Below are 18,309 nucleotides of genomic sequence, written 5' to 3'. Positions count from 1 at the left end.
TCATTCTGTTTGCAATATTGAAGCATTAAACTGTCTGTTGTGGCATCTGGATAATCAAAACTAAATGGCATAGCCAATTTTTGTTTGATGAATAACCTTAATCACCGTAAGGAGTATCTATGGAATACTATTTGTGGGTGTTGGCAAAGTTTGTTTCTGGCTTTCTGATTGTTATTCTTCATCTGAATTTTACTGGTAAAACTCAATTAAATCAGATGACTCCGGTGGATTTTATTGGGAACTTTGTCCTCGGCGGTATTATCGGCGGGGTAATTTATAATCAGGATATTCCATTTTATCAATATATTATTGTGTTGTTGATGGGTGTGGTGCTGATTTCAATTTTAAATTGGTCGTGTAAGCATATTTCATTTTTAAGAATGTTTGCTATTGGTGAGCCGATTCCGATTATGAAAGATGGACGCTTTCTGATGGATAATATTTTAGATAAAAGAAATAAAGTTGATATTCTGAATATTGCTTCTATATTGCATGCACAGGGTGTGACTTCTTTTCAGGAAGTGAATTATGCCCAGATTGAACCTAGAGGTGATCTGACTGTTTTGACCGATAAAGGAAAATATCCTTCATTGATTTTATTTAAGGACGGAGAGTTTCGCAAATCCGAACTAAAGAGAATTCATGAGGAAGAGGAATGGCTGAAACAAAAAATTCAGCAGGAGCATCTGGCAGAAGACGATATCTTTATGGTTGAGTTTTGGAATGGACAGCTGAATTATATTTTAAAGACTGGTGAAGTGAAAAAGGAAAAACAGGAGAGATAGTTGAATTACATGGTAATGCTGGAGAAATGCACAGAAGAGGTTACAATAGCATTTTGATTAAAGTTTTTTATTGCTGTGCAGCCATTAGAATATTGTTATCAGAAGATAAGCCATGGCAGAAATGTCATGGCTTTTCGTTTTCCTTTTCTTTCTCGTAGTCAGCGTCAGGCACTGATCGTACTTTATGCTTTGCAGCAGGAGTTGCAGGATGTGGTACAGGATTGTTCGCAAGCTGATCTGGCTCTGACTACACTCAGCTGGTGGGAGAAGCAGATAAGCGGTTTGTTTGCAGCAACAGATAAACCCGAACATCCACTGATGCAGGCGCTGCTACCTCTGATTAGATTATATTGTCTGCCACAGTTGGAATTACTGGCACTGATAGATGCTTATCGTACTGAGTTAACTCAGGCGAGATTTCAGAATATGGCTCAGTTGCGCGGATATGCAGCGGCAGCTGGTATGGTACAAGGGCGTTTAAGTAGCAGGGTATTAGGATTTTCTGTTCCCCAAACATTGGATTTTGCCGGCAAGGTAGGTGAAACAGTTATATTAGTAAGGTTGTTTTCCAGAATTGGAGCGGATGCACGACAAGGAAAATTATATATTCCGGTAGAAACATTACAGGCTTTTAATGTTCCGGCTCATCTGGTGATAAACAGACAAGGTGGGGAAGAATTCAAAACTTTACTGAATATGTCGATGTCTGAGCTGCAACAGCAGATAAAATCAGTTGTTGCCATGCTGCCATCGGTAGATCGGCGCCGTCAGCGTGGCAGTCTGGCTGTGCTTGCAACAGTAGCAGCTTTGCTGGAAGAGATTAGGCTGGATGGGGTAGAAAATATAATGAATTATCAATTAATTGTTCCACGTGCACGCCAGCAGCGACTGGCATGGAAAACATGGTTGTTTGGCTTTAAACCCGTAAGTTAAGTTGTTTGAATAGTTATCATGGCAGCAGGTTTAGAAAAGTGAGAAATGGCACAAATTGCTATCATTAAGCATATTTTATTTTATTTAATCTTATTATTGATATTTTATTGCTTAAATAAATTAAATTGTGAATTTTTATTTCAGTATAAAATAGTTTGCTTTGGTAATTTCGATACGCAATCAGACTGGATTTTTGTATAATTTATGCCATCATCTGCTTCATTAAGTGGGTGATGGCAATTTTATTGCGGAAAGTTTTTGAATAACCCTGTGCTGAGGAAATTACTATGCTCAGAGCAAAACAAACCTTAATGATTCTGGGCTTCACTGCTGCCTGTCTGCTTACAGCCTGTTCGCCTTCTGGTCAGAGTGAAAAAGCCGGTACTGATAATCATGGTATGAAAAAGGTAGCCATTACGGCAATTGTTGAACACCCGGCGCTAGATGCGGTGCGTCAGGGGGTGATAGATGAATTGCGTGCTGAAGGTTATGAACAGGGTAAGAATTTAAAGCTTGATTTTCAGAGTGCGCAGGGTAATACAGCTACTGCAGGCCAGATTGCGAAAAAATTTGCTGGCAGCAATCCTGATGCAATAGTGGCGATCGGAACCCCTAGTGCGCAGTCCATGGTGGCCGCAACACGTAATATACCGGTGGTATTTGCTGCCGTGACCGACCCTGTGGCTGCTAAGCTGGTACCTAGCTGGGAGCCAAGCAAGACCAATGTTACCGGTGTATCTGATGAGCTACCTTTGCAGCCACAGATTGCTTTGATGAAGCAGGTTGTGCCAAATCTGAAAACGGTAGGATATGTATACAGTCCGGGAGAAGTGAATTCCACTGTGGTACTGGGTCAGCTGCAATCTTTATTGGCTAAAGATGGTATTAATGTAGCTGCTGCACCAGCACAGCGCACCACTGATGTACCTATGGCGACTAAAAGCCTGCAAGGCAAGGCCAATCTGATTTACACTTCGCTGGACAATAATGTGGTTTCAGCTTATGAATCCATGTATAAGGTTGCAAAAGATATGAAAATGCCGCTGGTGGCTTCGGATACTGGTTCGGTTAAACGAGGTGCAGCAGTAGCATTAGGCGTGAATTACCATGAGCTGGGTATGGCTACAGGCAAAATTGTCGGTCGAATCCTGAAAGGCGAAAAAGCGGGCAATATTGCTCCACAGCGTATGTCGGCGGAACAGCTGGATTTGATGGTAAGTAAATCCCATGCTGTTGAACAGGGAATTACTTTACCGCCGCAGTTGCTTAAAGATGCTAAAATAATTGATTAGAATTACCAGTCTGAGGGCTGAAAACCGTGACATCGGCAGGCTGCCATAAGCTTTGCCGATGTTGTTTTTATTTCCAACTATAATGAAACATTTGTTTATATGTCTTCTATAGCTTTATTTGGTGCTTTAGAAAGTGGGCTGATCTATGCCCTTGTTGCTTTGGGTGTACTGATATCATTTCGTATTCTGGATTTTCCGGATTTGACAGCAGATGGCAGCTTTCCGCTTGGTGGTGCTGTGTTTGCTGTATGCGTCACTCATGGAATGAATCCTTGGCTGGCTACCGCGCTTGCTGGGGCAGCTGGTGCCTGTGCAGGCCTGATAACAGCATGGCTGCATGTATCACTAAAAATCATGCAACTTTTGGCCAGTATTCTGGTGATGGTAGCCTTATATTCCGTGAATCTGCGTATTATGGGTGCACCGAATTTGCCATTGCTCGATCAGCCTAGCGTGTTTACACCGTTTTTTAATGCTGACGACAGTAATCAGTACTGGGTGCAGCCGCTGGTTATTTTTGGCTTTGTATTGGTTGCTAAGTTTTTTCTGGACTGGTTTTTTGCCACCGAAATCGGTTTGTCCATGCGTGCGACCGGTGTGAATGCACGTATGGCTCGTGCGCAGGGTGTCAATACTTCGCGTATTTTATTGCTTGGCATGGCACTTTCTAATGCTTTTATTGCTTTGGGTGGCGCGCTGTTTGTGCAGACACAGGGCGGAGCTGATATTTCAATTGGTATCGGTACCATTGTGGTTGGTTTGGCTGCGGTGATTATTGGTGAAACGTTAATTCCCGCCAAACGTTTTATTGTGATTACGCTGGCGGTGATTGTGGGGGCTGTGCTTTATCGAGCCTTTATTGCATTAGCATTGGGTAGTGATACACTGCAACACATTGGCTTCGGTCCGCAGGATTTGAATCTGATAACGGCTATTCTGGTGGTTTTGGCACTGCGCCTACCGGTGATTAAACGTTATTTTAAAAGGAAACTAAAATCATGATGCGCGCAGATGATTTACGCCTGACATTCAATGCGGGGACTCCGATAGAAAATCCTGCCTTGCGTGGCATGAGCCTGAATATTGCTGAAGGTGAGTTTGTCACTGTAATCGGCAGTAACGGTGCTGGTAAATCTACTTTTCTTAATGCTATCAGTGGCGATATTCAGGTAGATTCCGGCACAATCACTATTAATAATAAAAATGTTACCAATGAGCCTGCCTATAAACGTGCACCGCTGGTGGCAAGGGTGTTTCAAGACCCGTTGGCTGGTACCTGTGAGGCGCTGACGATAGAAGAAAATATGGCTCTGGCACTGAAACGGGGAAGCTGCCGTGGTTTGCGCTCAGCAATTAAGGGGCAATATCGCGAATTATTTCGCGAAAAATTGGCTATGCTTAATTTAGGGTTGGAAAATCGGCTCAGTGATCGCATCGGTTTGCTTTCCGGCGGACAGCGTCAGGCAGTCAGTCTGCTGATGGCTTCTTTACAGAGCTCAAAAATTTTGTTGCTGGATGAGCATACTGCTGCACTAGACCCAAAAACTGCAGCCTTTGTACTTGAGCTGACAGATCGTATCGTGCGTGAAAACAAATTAACGGCAATGATGGTAACTCATTCTATGCAGCAGGCTTTGGATCATGGTACCCGTACTGTTATGCTACATCAGGGGCGGGTAGTGCTGGATGTGGACGGCGAAAAGCGCGCTGGCATGGGTGTGACTGATTTATTACAAATGTTCGAGCATACACAAGGTGAGAAAGTCACCGATGATGCGTTATTGCTGAGTTGAATTTTGTGCTGAGAATACAGGCTGCTAAGATGGGTTTTGGCAGCCTTTTTTGTTTGATTGGATAAAATATTATGTCGGTACCGGATTTGATTGTGCTGAATAAGCCCTATGGAGTGATTTGCCAATTCAGTGCTCATGAAAAATATCCTACTTTAAAGCAATATGTGCCAGTACCGGATGTTTATCCTGCCGGCAGGCTGGACACGGATAGTGAAGGGTTACTTTTGCTCACTGCAAACGGGCGCTTGCAGGCCAAAATTGCACAACCGAAATACAAGCTGATAAAAACGTATTGGGCACAAGTTGAAGGTAAACCAGATAAGCAGGCTTTGCAGCACTTATCACGTGGAGTAAATCTTGGTGATTTTGTGACTGCTCCGGCTCAAGTGCGTGTACTAGATGCAGCAGAAATCAAACATCTGTGGCCACGAGTACCACCAATTCGTGAGCGCAAAACAGTAACTGACTTTTGGTTGCAGATTGGCATCAGCGAAGGCAAAAACCGTCAGGTACGTCGCATGTGTGCCAAAGTGGGCTGGCCTTGTTTGCGTTTGGTGCGGGTGGGTATCGGCCGTCTGAATGTTTTTTCACTTGATTTGCCTTTAGGACAATGGCAAGCAGTAAGGCCTGAAGATTTATAAGATTTTATGTATTACTGACATAATAAACCCTCAGAACAAATATCTGAGGGTTTGTTTTATTGATATGCAAATTTTAAAGTTTAGAATGCAGGGATGATGGCGCCCTGATATTTTTCTTCAATAAATTTTTTCACTTCAGGGGAAGTCATGGCCTGTTTTAGCTTCTGAATTTCTTCGCGATTTTCATCACCTGTGCGTACAACCAGAATGTTTGCATAGGGAGAATCTTTTTCTTCGATAAACAGCGCATCCTTAGTGGGTACTAGTTTGGCTTCCATGGCAAAATTCGTATTAATCACAGACAGGGTGGCGTCATTCAGAGTACGGGGCAATTGTGGCGCATCCATGGGGGTGATTTTCAGATGTTTCGGATTGTCGACAATATCACGTACGGTGGCGCTGATACCTGCATCAGCTTTCAGTTTGATTAAACCTGCTTTTTGAAGCAATAGTAAGGCGCGGCCGCCATTGGTGGCATCATTGGGAATGGTTACTAAACCGCCATCCGGAACTTCATTCAAAGATTTTACTTTTTTCGAGTAAATCCCCATGGGTTCTACATGAATATTGGCAATAGCGGTTAACTGCATTTTGTGTTTTTCAACAAAATCATCCAAATAGGGTTTGTGCTGGGTAAAGTTGGCATCTACATCTTTTTCTGCCAGAGCAATATTGGGGCGGACGTAATCCGTCATTTGCACTATCTGTAAATCAATACCTTCTTTTTGCAGTAGCGGTTTGGCAACTTGTAGAATTTCTGCATGAGGTACGGGCGATGCGGCTACTTTCAAAACTTTTTCTTTAGCAGGAGCCGGAGCGCTACTGGTGCTGGCTGCTGGTTCAGCTTCGTTTTTCTGGCCGCATGCAGTCAAAACTGTACTGATAGCGGCTACGGATAATAATGCAAATAACAATTTTTTCATATTTAACCTTAATGAAGATACACAATAAAATGCAGAGCTTTACCTTAACATAAAATGCTTATATCTGGTGGTTTTTACACATAGTAAAGCCATAAGCAGTTATTATGGTTGTTCCAGAATGTATTGGTCTGATAATTTGGGTATTTATTTATTTTTCAGCATGGGTTTAAGATATTTGCCGGTATAGCTTTTGCTATTGGCCGCTACTTCTTCTGGTGTGCCTTCTGCAATTATTGTACCGCCGCCATCACCACCCTCAGGGCCAAGATCAACAATATAGTCGGCAGTTTTAATCACATCTAGATTATGCTCAATAATTACTATGCTATTGCCTTTGCCTTTTAAGCGCTGGATTACATCCAGCAGCAAGGCAATATCGGCAAAGTGCAAACCTGTGGTTGGCTCATCTAGAATATACAGTGTTCTGCCGGTATCGCGTTTAGACAGCTCCAGTGCCAGTTTAACACGTTGTGCTTCGCCACCGGAGAGCGTGGTAGCAGATTGCCCCAGGCGTACATAGCCTAACCCCACATCCAATAGCGTTTGTAATTTACGTTTGACCGTTGGTACAGCATCAAAAAAAGTACATGCTTCTTCTACCGTCATTTCTAAAATTTCACTGATATTTTTGCCTTTATACTGTATTTCAAGTGTTTCACGGTTGTACCGTTTGCCATGGCAGACTTCACATGGCACATAGATATCGGGCAGAAAATGCATTTCTACCTTGATGACGCCATCACCCTGACAAGCTTCGCAGCGTCCACCTTTTACATTAAAGGAAAAACGGCCGACGTTATAACCGCGCTCACGAGAGAGGGGTACACCGGCAAACAGCTCACGGATGGGGGTAAAAAGGCCGGTATAGGTAGCGGGATTCGAACGCGGTGTGCGGCCAATAGGGGATTGATCAACGTTGATTACTTTATCTAGATGTTCCAGTCCTTTGATATCATCATAGGGTGCCGGTTCTTCTCTAGCCCGATTTAGTTCCCGAGCGGTGATTTTGGCCAAGGTATCGTTGATCAGAGTAGATTTACCACTGCCTGATACACCGGTGATGCAGGTAATCAAGCCCAGTGGCAAGGTTAGGTTCACATTTTTCAAATTGTTACCGCTAGCACCGCTTAATACCAGCAAACGTTTTTTGTCTATGGGAGTACGCTGCTTAGGTATACTGATAGCTTTTTTACCGCTTAAATATTGGCCTGTTACCGATTCCTTGCAGGCGGCAACTTGTGAGGGTGGCGCAGCAATAATTACATTACCCCCGTGTTCACCGGCACCCGGCCCCATATCAACAACAAAATCAGCTGCACGAATCGCATCTTCGTCATGCTCAACCACGATAACGCTGTTGCCTAAATCACGCAGGTGCTTAAGAGTATCCAGTAAGCGGTCGTTGTCGCGCTGATGTAGACCAATAGAGGGTTCATCTAGCACATACATTACACCTGTGAGGCCGGAACCAATCTGGCTGGCTAAACGAATACGTTGTGCTTCGCCTCCAGACAGTGTTTCGGCACTACGAGCGAGATTGAGATAATTCAGACCAACATTAATCAAGAACCCAAGGCGTTCATTAATTTCTTTAAGAATTTTTTCGGCAATTTGTTTTTTATTGCCTTCTAAGTTCAAGTTTTGGAAAAAATCAAGTGTAGTAGTCAGTGGCCAGGAATTAATTACCTGCAATGGTTTACCACCTACATATACGTAGCGTGCCTCGGTACGCAGACGTGCACCACCGCAAGCAGGACAGGCACGATGGCTTTGATACTGGGTTAATTCTTCGCGTACAGTAGTGGAGTCAGTTTCACGGTAGCGTCGTTCCAGATTAGGTATAATCCCTTCAAATGAATGGTTGCGAATGTGGGTGCCACGTTCAGATAGATAAGTAAATTCAATCTGTTCTTTACCCGAACCATACAGAATAATATTCTGAATTTTTTCAGTGAGCTGGCTAAATGGTTTATCAATGTCAAAATCATAGTGATGAGCCAGAGACTGAATCATCTGAAAGTAGAAAGTATTGCGTTTGTCCCAGCCTTTAATGGCGCCTGCAGCCAGTGATAAATCTGGATGCATTACTACACGTTCAGGGTCGAAATAATCCATACTTCCCAGACCGTCACAGCTCGGGCAGGCGCCTACTGGATTATTGAAACTAAACAGACGTGGCTCAAGTTCCTGTAAGCTGTAGGAACATACAGGACAGGCAAAACGGGCAGAAAACCAATGTTCTTGACCGGAGTCCATTTCAATAGCAAGTGCACGTTCATTACCTAGTCTCAATGCGGTTTCAAAACTTTCAGCCAGCCGCTGTTTGATATCTGAACGTACTTTTACACGGTCGACAACCACATCTATATCATGCTTGATATTTTTTTGTAGACTGGGTACTTCTTCTATGGCGTAGACTTCGCCATCTACCCGAACTCGTGCGAAGCCCTGAACTTGTAAGTCAGCAAAATAATCGACAAATTCACCTTTGCGTCCGCGCACGGCAGGTGCCAGAATCATTACTCGACTCTCTTCTGGAAGTGCCAAAATATGGTCTACCATCTGCGAAACTGTCTGACTTGAAAGCGGAAGGTTATGTTCTGGACAATATGGTGTGCCGATGCGAGCGTACAGTAAACGCAGATAATCATGAATTTCGGTGACCGTACCTACTGTAGAGCGGGGATTGTGGCTGGTGGCTTTTTGCTCAATAGAAATGGCTGGAGAAAGACCTTCTATCAAATCGACATCTGGTTTTTCCATCATTTGCAGAAACTGGCGTGCATAAGCCGACAGACTCTCTACATAGCGGCGTTGACCTTCTGCATATAATGTATCAAATGCCAGTGAAGATTTGCCGCTACCAGAAAGGCCAGTAATCACGACCAACTGATGGCGAGGTATATCCAGGTCAATATTTTTTAGATTGTGTGTGCGTGCGCCGCGAATATGAATGGTATCGTTATCTGACATAATGCCTTTCCCGAGCAAAAGGAATGGGATGCTGGCTTTAATCAATTTGCTGTTTATTAAAACCATCCGGTATTATACCCATTTCAAAACTTGAATTTAACGCTATCCGGTAAACGTTTTAATGTTTGCGTAAAATAAATCTCTTAAAATCAAGGTGTAATTCTTCGCAGCGCCATAAGTAGAATAGTACCGGTATATTGCCGAGTGCCACTAGCAGATATAGTATTTTGATACTGTCAGAAAGCCAGATAAGTACAGCACTCAACAGGGCAGCGCAGACCATAAACAAACCATTGATAATGTTATTGGCTGCTATAGCATGAGCACGGAATGCATCAGTACTGGCCGTTTGCAGCCATGTATACAAAGGCAGTGAAAAAAAACCACCACAAAATCCAATGCCAATAATGCACAACATGATAGAAAAGCTGTGAGGGCGGCTCAAAAATTCATTAATACCGCCTATTGACTGGTGAGATGTTTGTGTAAACCACACCAGCAGCAGACCAAATATAGTCATTCCCAGTGTGCCGAGTACGACCAGACCAAGGTGCAGTTGATGATGGCTCAGACGAGCGCAGGCAATAGAACCAGATCCTATGCCTAGTGAAAATAGCGTAAGCATTAGATTGAACACAGCCTCATTACCGCCTAGATTCAGACGGGTAAACGTGGGAAGCTGGGTAATATACACTGAGCCAAGCAGCCAAAACCAAGAAATACCGATAATGGCAACCCAAACATCTTTCTGCCGATAAGTCTGTTGGAGAAGCTGTGTGGTGCTGTGCCAGATATTTACATTGATATATTGCTGTGGAATCTGAGCCGGTACGCGTGGCATGAACATGCTTGAAAGTTGTCCAAGTATGGCAACCAACAATAGAATACCAAACAGCCATGCGGTATTGGTGCCAGCCAGAATGGTGCCGAATATTTGTCCGAACAATATGGAAAGAAATGTACCACTTTCAATCAGGCTGTTGCCATTAAGTAATTCATAACGTGGTAAATATTCCGGCAAGATGGCATATTTCAACGGACCAAACAAGGTAGAATGGGTACCCATTAGAAACAGACATAACATTAATAGAGATACCGACTCTAACCAGAAGCCAATTCCAGCTACCAGCATAATGCCAATTTCAGCTGCTTTAATCCAGCGAGCCAATATTGCTTTATCCAGCTTATTACATAATTCACCCGATAAGGCTGAGAACAGAAAATAGGGCAGGATATACAATAATGCACCGGCGTTGAGCATTTGACTGGCTGGCAGCCAAGAATGAGTTCCCAGCCCATAAAAGCTTATTAAGACAAATAATGCTGTTTTAAAGAGATTATCGTTAAAAGCACCGAAAAACTGGGTACCAAAGAGTGGCAGAAACCTGCGGGTGCGGGCAAAAGCAAACTGACTGCCAGAAGGCAACATATCAGGGGTAGACATAAATAACCTTGTAAAAGGGTGGTCTGAATAATTACAGAGTGCCAGTTAGATCGTTTAGCAAAAATTGCTGGCCACAGAGATTCAGATATTGTTGCTTTAAACGTCCAATAATGTGGTCTTGTGCATCACACAATTGAACGTAATCCGACTGCCGGTACCATTTCAGGCTTTCTTGCTCTGATAATTGCTCCAGCAGCTGCCATTGAGCCGCACAGGCTTGACGGTCTGCTGTATCTGCCTGAGCTTTGACAGCATAATAACCAGTTGCACCATCGGTGTAAGCAGAATCATCTTCATCAGTCAGCACCAGAAACCCGAGATGATGATTGTCGTTACTGTTAATACTGAAGTAGAGCATAATAAAAAATTTTCTTTGAGCTTTGAAAAGGACTTATTCTGTTTTTTTCATGATTCTGGCAGAATTCTAGCAGCTTATAAAAAATTTTGTATGCTAATCTGCATACTTTTTGAAAACAAAATATGTATTTATATTATTAAAATATCATAAAGCTTTCAGGGTTGATTTTTTGCTGTATATATCTGTACCTATAAATTTTTTAGTCTGTCGTGCAGGTAAACTAATCTGATTGTTCAAGTAATTTAAGTCCTGTAGTTTCCAGCGCTGAGAGAAAGTTGCGATTATTGGAGTGATTGTTAGATGTAGTCTGAAAGTAGATTGGAACGGAAATAAAGTATTGAAATGTGTTTGTGGTAATGTTAAAAGCATAAATAATGAAATCGATAATCTGCTCAATAGAGGAGGAGATACTGATGAAGGAATTAGTACTCAGCGTTCATAAGCGAGTATAGTTTTTGCATACACAGTGCTACTATCAATACATTATTCCTATATCTAATCAAGCTGATAAAAGATAAAAAAGGATTTATGCAAGTAAGCACAAACCCTTTTTTAGATGATAATTAATAAAGATTACAGATTGGTCAATTTAATTTTCTGGCCCGGACGCAATACCTGCTTGCCATGTACTTTTTGTAATTTGCTTACTGGAATATTCAGCCGTTGGGCAATACTACTGAGTGTATCGCCTTTTTTAACAGTATAGGATACCGGAACAATACTACCTTTGGTTTCTTTACCTTTGCCTACAGCTGCAAGCATACGTTTGTTATCGCTATTAGGACTAATTTTCAGCACTTGTCCTATCTGAAGATTGTGTCCGCGCAAATTGTTAGCGGTGACTAAATCGGCTACATTAATATTATAGCGTTGAGCTATGGAAAATAAAGTATCACCTTTGTTCACTTTGTGAGCAATACTGCTGCGGCTATCGGCCACATTAATGGTATTGCGTGTAGCGCGTTCTGCACGAATTTCTGCAGACCGTGCTGCCTGAGCTTCTTCACGTTCCGCCTGTGCCAGTGTTTTCTGTACTGAAGCGGCTGCTGCTGCCTGTAGTTCGGCGTTCTGGGCAATTTGCATCAATGCATCATTGTTTTCTGCTACAACTGGCGCTACTGAATTGGCGGCAGGCTGAGAAGTGGCAACAGCTACGGTTTGAACTGTCGTATTGTCTGGCAAAGGTTGTGCAGTATTAAGTGCCGTAGTGGTAACAGTAGTTGTGCGGGTTAATACTGGTGCCTGCTGATTGTCTGTATTCGCCACCTCGCTAGTCTGAGAAACAGATACCACTGGATGTGTTACAAAGGTGCCGGGGGGCAAAACAGGCTGTGCCATTGCAATATTAAGCAACGGGTCTGTATCTGTATTGCTGAAAGAATCCAGATTCTGATTGCTGAAACTGTTTTTACTGATTAGCAGGCTGCGCCCAGCGGGCACAGTATTGCTGCTCAGATTATTCAAACGTTTGATTTCTGCGCTGCTCATTCCGGTCTGTGCCGCTAAATCAGCTACGCTGGTGGGGGCAAATGCTTTATAAATATTCCAAGACAGCAAGCTGCTTTTATCTGCTTTGCGATAATTACGCTCGAAAGTGTTTACTGCGGTAATCGGCAGCAGCATTTTGCGGTTTTCTTTTGGAATAAATACTGGGCTTTTGAAGCTGGGATTAAGTGTTAAAAACTCAGATGTAGAAATATTGGCCAATCGCGCAGCAGCATCTATATCAATTGGCTGATCAATGCTGATGGCTTCGAAATAGGGGCGGTTAGGCACGGAAACCAAATTAATGCCGAAAGCCTGCGGGTTTTCAATAATATTACGCACAGCCAGTAGTTTGGGTACGTAATTACGTGTTTCATTAGGCATGCGCAGGTTTTCATATGTGGGGTCAATCCCTGCTAGCTGGGCGCGTTTGATGGCCTTACCCACATTGCCTTCACCCCAGTTATAGGCAGCCAGAGCCAGTGACCAGTCACCAAACAGGCTGTACAGATATTGCAGATAGTTTAATGCGGCATCAGTAGCAGCATAGACATCATGTCGACCATCGTACAGATTAGTTTGTTCCAGACCGTACTGTCGTCCACTATTTGGCATAAATTGCCACAGACCTGATGCGCCCACACGAGACTGGGCCTTACTGACAAAAGCACTTTCAATAAATGGCAGCAATGCTACTTCTGCTGGCATCTGACGTTTTTCGGCTTCATTCACAATGTGATATAAATAGGGCTGACTCCGCAGTATAGTACGGTTGAAATAGTCGCCATGGCTTGAATAATATTGTTCCTGCCGGCGAATAATTTCAGGATTGACTTCTGTCATCCTGAAATCCTGACGCATGCGTCCCCAGATATCACGTGTTGAATACGCTTTCCCTTTTAGGGTGGCTGCATTCAGGTTCATGATTGATAGTCCGATGCCATTACTGGTATAAGATTGGGCAAATGAGATAGTAGGGGCGAGTACTAAGCTAGTGAGTGCTAGTACCATATGCTTCAATTGAGCCATTCGGATAACCGTAAAATTTATGCAAAATCCTATTAATATTAAATAGGAAGTCCTTAACGGTCAAGGATAAATCCCTATTTTTACAGTAATCATGAAGATGTGCTAGATGTTTTTAAATGGCTATGGCATTGATTTAACATAAACACGATGGTGTGGTTAATGAGTTATCCGCAATTGACAGACTGGCTTACACAGCATGCTTTCGGTGCTTATCTGAGTAGCCTTGAACAACAGTTTATTCGGCAGAAATTGGCCGTGTTGCGTTTTGGTACCATTATGCAATGTGGTTTTTCACACTGGCAATTCAAAGAGGTTTTTGCAGCTGAATCCGAATATCTGGTGCAGAACAATCATGCAGACGCCAATGTTGCGGTAGTGGCTGAAAATAATTTTTTACCATGGGCAGAACAAAGTGTAGATACTATTATATGGCCACATGGTCTGGATACGCTTTCCGCTCCGGATGAGACGATAGCTGAAATGGCGCGCATACTGGTACCTGGTGGTCATCTCATTCTGACCGGTCTGAATGTTAAGGGTTACTGGCGTTTATTTTATCAACGTGGCATCTCCGTATCGTTACATTTGTTATCGGCCAGTGCAGCTGTAAAACGTATGCAGCGCTTCGGCCTTTTTTTGGAAGAAGGTCAGTTTATGGGCTATGGTATTCCTGCATGCTATGGAACAAACCATCATACAATAGAGTATATGGGTAATCGATGGTGGCCGCATTTGGCTGCTATATATGGTTTGGTATTGGTCAAGCGGACAATACCTTTAACTTTGACGCCGCAAAATACGAATCTGATACTAAATCCCGTAAGCAATATGGCCATGAAAGGTATAGAATTAGATTGAAATAAAAAGACCTGAATTTATTCAGGTCTTATGTATATCCTGACAGATCTCAGGCAGCTTTGTCTGTATCTGTTTTCAGCTTTTTATCCATCATTTCTTCAAATTCACGCATGCACGCAGATGCAATGGCGAGCATATTATCAATTTCCTTTTTGGAAATAATTAGTGGTGGTGCAGCGACCATGTGGTCACCACAGGCACGGAAAATCAGATTGTTTTTGAAAAAGATATCGCGACACATCAAACCTGTGCTGCCAAAATCGTCAAAAAGTTCTCGTGTTTCACGGTTTTTTACCAGCGTAAAACCACACATCAGTCCTTCACTGCGGATATCAGCTACATATTTGAATTTGCTGAAAGTCTCTTGCCAGCGTTTGCGCAGATAAGGGCCGGTTTTAGTACGTACCTTTTCAATTATGTTTTTTTTATCCAGTATATTGAGGTTTTCGTACGCCACTGCAGCTGCGACGGGATGTCCACTGTAGGTAAAGCCATGGTTGAATTCTCCGCCTTCCAGCAGTCCTTCAGTTACTTTGTCATTAACCAAAACTGCGCCAATCGGCAAGTATCCTGATGACAGACCTTTGGCTGTGGTAAAGATATCCGGTGTAAAACCTAATGTTTCAAATCCAAACCAATTACCGGTACGGCCATAACCACAAATCACCTCGTCGGCTACCAGTAAAATGTTATATTTTTTACAAATCTCCTCTATTCTTGGCCAATAGGTAGTAGGCGGAATAATGACTCCACCAGCTCCCTGAATCGGCTCACCGACGAAAGCTGCGATTTTATCTGCTCCTAAAGCCAGTATTTTTTCTTCCAGCCAGTTGGCAGCACGAATACCAAATTCTTCTTCACTTTCATTGTCATCGGCCAGACCGTAATACCAGGGTTGATCAATATGTACGATGTTGGCAATGGGTAAATCACCTTGCTCATGCATACTTTTCATGCCGCCAAGGCTGGCTCCGCCAAGTGTGGAGCCATGGTAGCCATTCCAGCGCCCGATGATGATTTTTTTATTTGGCTGGCCCACTGACGACCAGTAATGGCGCACCATGCGGATCATGGTATCAATAGATTCAGAACCTGAATTGGTATAGAACACATGATTAAAATTATTTGGAGTGATTTCAACCAGTTTTTCGGATAATCTGATTACGGCCGGATGGGTGGTTTTGAAAAAAGTATTGTAAAACGGCAGCACTTCCATTTGTTTTTCAGCAATTTTGGCCAGTTTTTTCTGGCCGTAGCCAATGTTCACACACCACAAACCGGCCATGCCATCAATGATTTCATTGCCTTCGCTGTCATATACATAAATTCCCTTTGCCTTTACCATCATGCGTACACCATGCTTTTTAAGCTGAGCATTATCTGAAAATGGGTGCAGATGATGTTTTACAGCGTGTTTGTTATCGGTTTTTTTTGTCATATCGATGCTCCTTTGAGAAAATAGGTATAACCTGTTTGTCATCCTGCCAGTAAAATTCAAACAGGCATATAAAGGTAATATTGTTGTTCACACATGTAATAACAAATATTTGCGCTCCCATGGGCTGATTACACGGAAATACTCTGATACTTCCTGTTCTTTTACTGCTATATACATCTCTACAAAACGCTGTCCAAGGATATCGTGAATGGGTTCACATTGACGCAAGCGTTCGATGGATTCTTCCAAAGTGGTTGGAAACTGATAAGGCAGGGAATAAGCATTACTGCTTAAAGGTGCACGCGGCTGTAGTTTTTCTTTAATACCCAGATAACCACAGGCCAGTGAGCAGGCTATGGCCAGATAAGGATTTACATCCACACCAGCGAGCCGGTTTTCAATGCGTCTGCCTTTGGCACTGGCACGTGGTACACGCAGGCCGACGGTGCGATTATCATATCCCCATTCAACATTGGTAGGCGCAGCTGTAAAACGGGTTAGGCGACGAAATGAGTTTACATATGGCGCAAAGAAAGGCATCGTTTGTGGCAGGTATTTCTGTAAGCCACCAATGAAATGGAAAAATAGCTCTGAAGGTGAACCATCATTATTGCTGAAAGCGTTATTGCCGGTTTCTACCTCGACCAGACTCTGGTGTATATGCATGGCGCTACCTGGTTCGCCTTCCATGGGTTTAGCCATAAATGTCGCATACATTTTGTGGTGAAAAGCAGACTCACGAACAGTTCGTTTAAACAGAAAAACCTGATCTGCCAAATCCATGGCGTGACCATGTAGGAAATTGATTTCCATCTGGGCAGCACCAATTTCATGAATCAGGGTATCTACTTCCAGATTCTGGTCATGACAATAGTCGTATATTTCTTCAAAAAGCGGATCAAATTCATTTACTGCATCCACGGCATAAGAGCGCCGGCCAAATTCACTGCGTCCGGTACGGCCAATTGGTGGCTGAAGCGGCACATCCGGATCAGGATTGGGTGAAATCAAATAAAACTCCATCTCCGGCGCCACAATAGGCTTCAGCTCCATATTTTCATACAGATTTAGAATGCGTCTGAGCACATTGCGTGGTGCGGTTTCTACCGGCAGACCGTCGGGGGAGAAACAATCGAATATTAGCGATGCTGTCGGATCTTGTGCCCAAGGCACAAAACGTAGGGTAGACGGGTCTGGCTTTAATTCCATATCTGCATCGGTTTCATCAAGCAGGCTAGATTGCGGATATTCACCGGTAACTGTTTGCAGTAGAACTGCTTCCGGTAGCCGCATATCAGGCTCAGATATGAATTTATCTTTGGGGATAATTTTACCGCGTGCCACACCTGTGATGTCCGGCAAAATGCATTCTACTTCAGTGATACCATGTTCTTTAAGCCAATTGAATATATCATCATACATAAGTCACCTTAAAATAATTCCTTTTGCTTATGCAATCTGTATTGCATACATGCTTCACGAAAAGCCTTAAAAATAGCCATAGAAAGCGGTTTCTGCCCATACAGCCATTCAGGATGCCATTGCACTGCGTAGCCGAATAGAGGTGCTGCATCAATCCTGAAAGCTTCAATCAGGCCGTCTGGGGCAGTTGCTTCAATGCTAAGCCCGGGTGCTAATGTTTTTACTCCTTGCTGATGTAATGAATTAACTGGATACTGCTGCTGATTTGTTGCCATCCATAACATTAACAGGCTGTCGTCTTGCAGATGAACTGGATGTGCGTCACCGTACTGCACCTCGATTGGTTGATTATCAGGTTCTCGATGGTCTAAAAAACCAGGGATTTCGTGTACATACTGATGCAGCGTGCCACCTAGTGCCACATTGATTTCCTGCAAACCGCGGCACACACCCAAAAGGGGAATGCCCTCATCAATCAGTTTCCGGATAAAGGGTAAAGTTGTATGATCACGTGCTTTATCGTGCAATGTGTTTTCGCGGGCGTTATCTCCGCCATACCAGCATGGTTCAATATTGGAATAGGATCCAGAGAGAAAAATGCCATCTACTAAAGGCAGCAAGCGTTGTAATGCATCTTGATCAGCCAGAGCTGGCAGCAAAATCACGTCGCCGACACTATTCTGTACAGCCTGAATATATTTATCGCCTACAGCGTGAAAATCCCATTTACCTATCTGCTTTACATCACACGGAATACCAATTACCGGACGCACTTGCATAAGTTAATCTCAAGATTTTAATAAATAAAAGAGTTTCTGATTCTGTATTGCATAATCCCACGCCACGCAAAAAATGGCAAGATTTCTTAAGTTAAAGTATTAAAGTGATAAGTTGTTAATTCCAGTTTTAAATAAATATTGCCAGTGAGCTGTTCT

General features: G+C 43.1%; 15 protein-coding genes. 7 read left to right on the top strand and 8 right to left on the bottom strand.

Annotation, left to right across the window (positions count from 1 at the left end):
- Positions 1-119 precede the first annotated feature (119 nt).
- From J3U64_RS01045 to J3U64_RS01020, 6 genes are all read left to right on the top strand, one after another.
- Complete coding sequence (locus J3U64_RS01045) at positions 120-785, top strand: DUF421 domain-containing protein (RefSeq protein ID WP_267408005.1); 666 nt, start codon at positions 120-122, stop codon at positions 783-785.
- A 126-nt stretch (positions 786-911) separates the two neighbouring features.
- Complete coding sequence (locus tag J3U64_RS01040; RefSeq protein ID WP_267408004.1) at positions 912-1,718, top strand: squalene/phytoene synthase family protein; 807 nt, start codon at positions 912-914, stop codon at positions 1,716-1,718.
- Between the two features lie 287 nt (positions 1,719-2,005).
- The gene (locus J3U64_RS01035) at positions 2,006-3,010 is read left to right on the top strand and encodes an ABC transporter substrate-binding protein (protein WP_267408003.1); all 1,005 of its coding nucleotides are present in this window, start codon (positions 2,006-2,008) and stop codon (positions 3,008-3,010) included.
- A gap of 99 nt (positions 3,011-3,109) precedes the next feature.
- A complete protein-coding gene (locus J3U64_RS01030; protein WP_100140137.1) occupies positions 3,110-4,012 on the top strand; it encodes an ABC transporter permease in 903 nt (300 codons plus the stop codon).
- Positions 4,009-4,803 (top strand): ABC transporter ATP-binding protein, encoded by a 795-nt coding sequence (locus J3U64_RS01025; RefSeq protein WP_100140138.1) that lies wholly within the window; start codon positions 4,009-4,011, stop codon positions 4,801-4,803. Before J3U64_RS01030 ends, J3U64_RS01025 begins: the two co-directional genes overlap by 4 nt.
- A gap of 71 nt (positions 4,804-4,874) precedes the next feature.
- Complete coding sequence (locus tag J3U64_RS01020) at positions 4,875-5,444, top strand: pseudouridine synthase (protein ID WP_100140243.1); 570 nt, start codon at positions 4,875-4,877, stop codon at positions 5,442-5,444.
- Between the two features lie 80 nt (positions 5,445-5,524).
- Here the strand turns inward: J3U64_RS01020 and J3U64_RS01015 are convergent, their stop codons facing one another.
- The 5 genes from J3U64_RS01015 to J3U64_RS00995 form a co-directional block, all read right to left on the bottom strand.
- Positions 5,525-6,367: a MetQ/NlpA family ABC transporter substrate-binding protein gene (locus tag J3U64_RS01015; RefSeq protein ID WP_267390253.1), complete on the bottom strand. Its 843-nt coding sequence runs from the start codon at positions 6,365-6,367 to the stop codon at positions 5,525-5,527.
- A gap of 144 nt (positions 6,368-6,511) precedes the next feature.
- Complete coding sequence (uvrA, locus tag J3U64_RS01010) at positions 6,512-9,340, bottom strand: excinuclease ABC subunit UvrA (protein ID WP_267408002.1); 2,829 nt, start codon at positions 9,338-9,340, stop codon at positions 6,512-6,514.
- Positions 9,341-9,458: 118 nt separating this feature from the next.
- Entirely contained in the window at positions 9,459-10,784 is a 1,326-nt protein-coding gene (locus J3U64_RS01005; protein WP_267408001.1) for an MFS transporter, read from the bottom strand.
- Between the two features lie 31 nt (positions 10,785-10,815).
- Positions 10,816-11,142 (bottom strand): HLGFF motif protein, encoded by a 327-nt coding sequence (locus J3U64_RS01000; protein ID WP_267408000.1) that lies wholly within the window; start codon positions 11,140-11,142, stop codon positions 10,816-10,818.
- A 573-nt stretch (positions 11,143-11,715) separates the two neighbouring features.
- Positions 11,716-13,656 (bottom strand): lytic transglycosylase, encoded by a 1,941-nt coding sequence (locus tag J3U64_RS00995; RefSeq protein WP_267403548.1) that lies wholly within the window; start codon positions 13,654-13,656, stop codon positions 11,716-11,718.
- A 159-nt stretch (positions 13,657-13,815) separates the two neighbouring features.
- On the opposite strand from J3U64_RS00995, the gene J3U64_RS00990 reads away from it, so the two are divergent.
- Positions 13,816-14,514 carry a class I SAM-dependent methyltransferase gene (locus J3U64_RS00990; RefSeq protein ID WP_267390257.1) on the top strand — a complete coding sequence of 233 codons (699 nt, stop codon included), beginning with the start codon at positions 13,816-13,818 and terminating at the stop codon, positions 14,512-14,514.
- Between the two features lie 49 nt (positions 14,515-14,563).
- On the opposite strand, the gene J3U64_RS00985 is transcribed toward J3U64_RS00990, so the two are convergent.
- The 3 genes from J3U64_RS00985 to J3U64_RS00975 all read right to left on the bottom strand — a co-directional run bounded on the left by J3U64_RS00985 (position 14,564) and on the right by J3U64_RS00975 (position 18,153).
- A complete protein-coding gene (locus J3U64_RS00985) occupies positions 14,564-15,952 on the bottom strand; it encodes an aspartate aminotransferase family protein (protein WP_267407999.1) in 1,389 nt (462 codons plus the stop codon).
- An 87-nt stretch (positions 15,953-16,039) separates the two neighbouring features.
- A complete protein-coding gene (locus tag J3U64_RS00980) occupies positions 16,040-17,374 on the bottom strand; it encodes a glutamine synthetase family protein (RefSeq protein ID WP_100140144.1) in 1,335 nt (444 codons plus the stop codon).
- An 8-nt stretch (positions 17,375-17,382) separates the two neighbouring features.
- Positions 17,383-18,153: a gamma-glutamyl-gamma-aminobutyrate hydrolase family protein gene (locus J3U64_RS00975; RefSeq protein ID WP_267407998.1), complete on the bottom strand. Its 771-nt coding sequence runs from the start codon at positions 18,151-18,153 to the stop codon at positions 17,383-17,385.
- Positions 18,154-18,309: the final 156 nt, after the last annotated feature.

The organism is Snodgrassella sp. B3800 (assembly GCF_026535865.1).
Taxonomy (GTDB): domain Bacteria; phylum Pseudomonadota; class Gammaproteobacteria; order Burkholderiales; family Neisseriaceae; genus Snodgrassella; species Snodgrassella alvi_E.
This window is presented reverse-complemented; position numbering and strand designations above follow the sequence as displayed.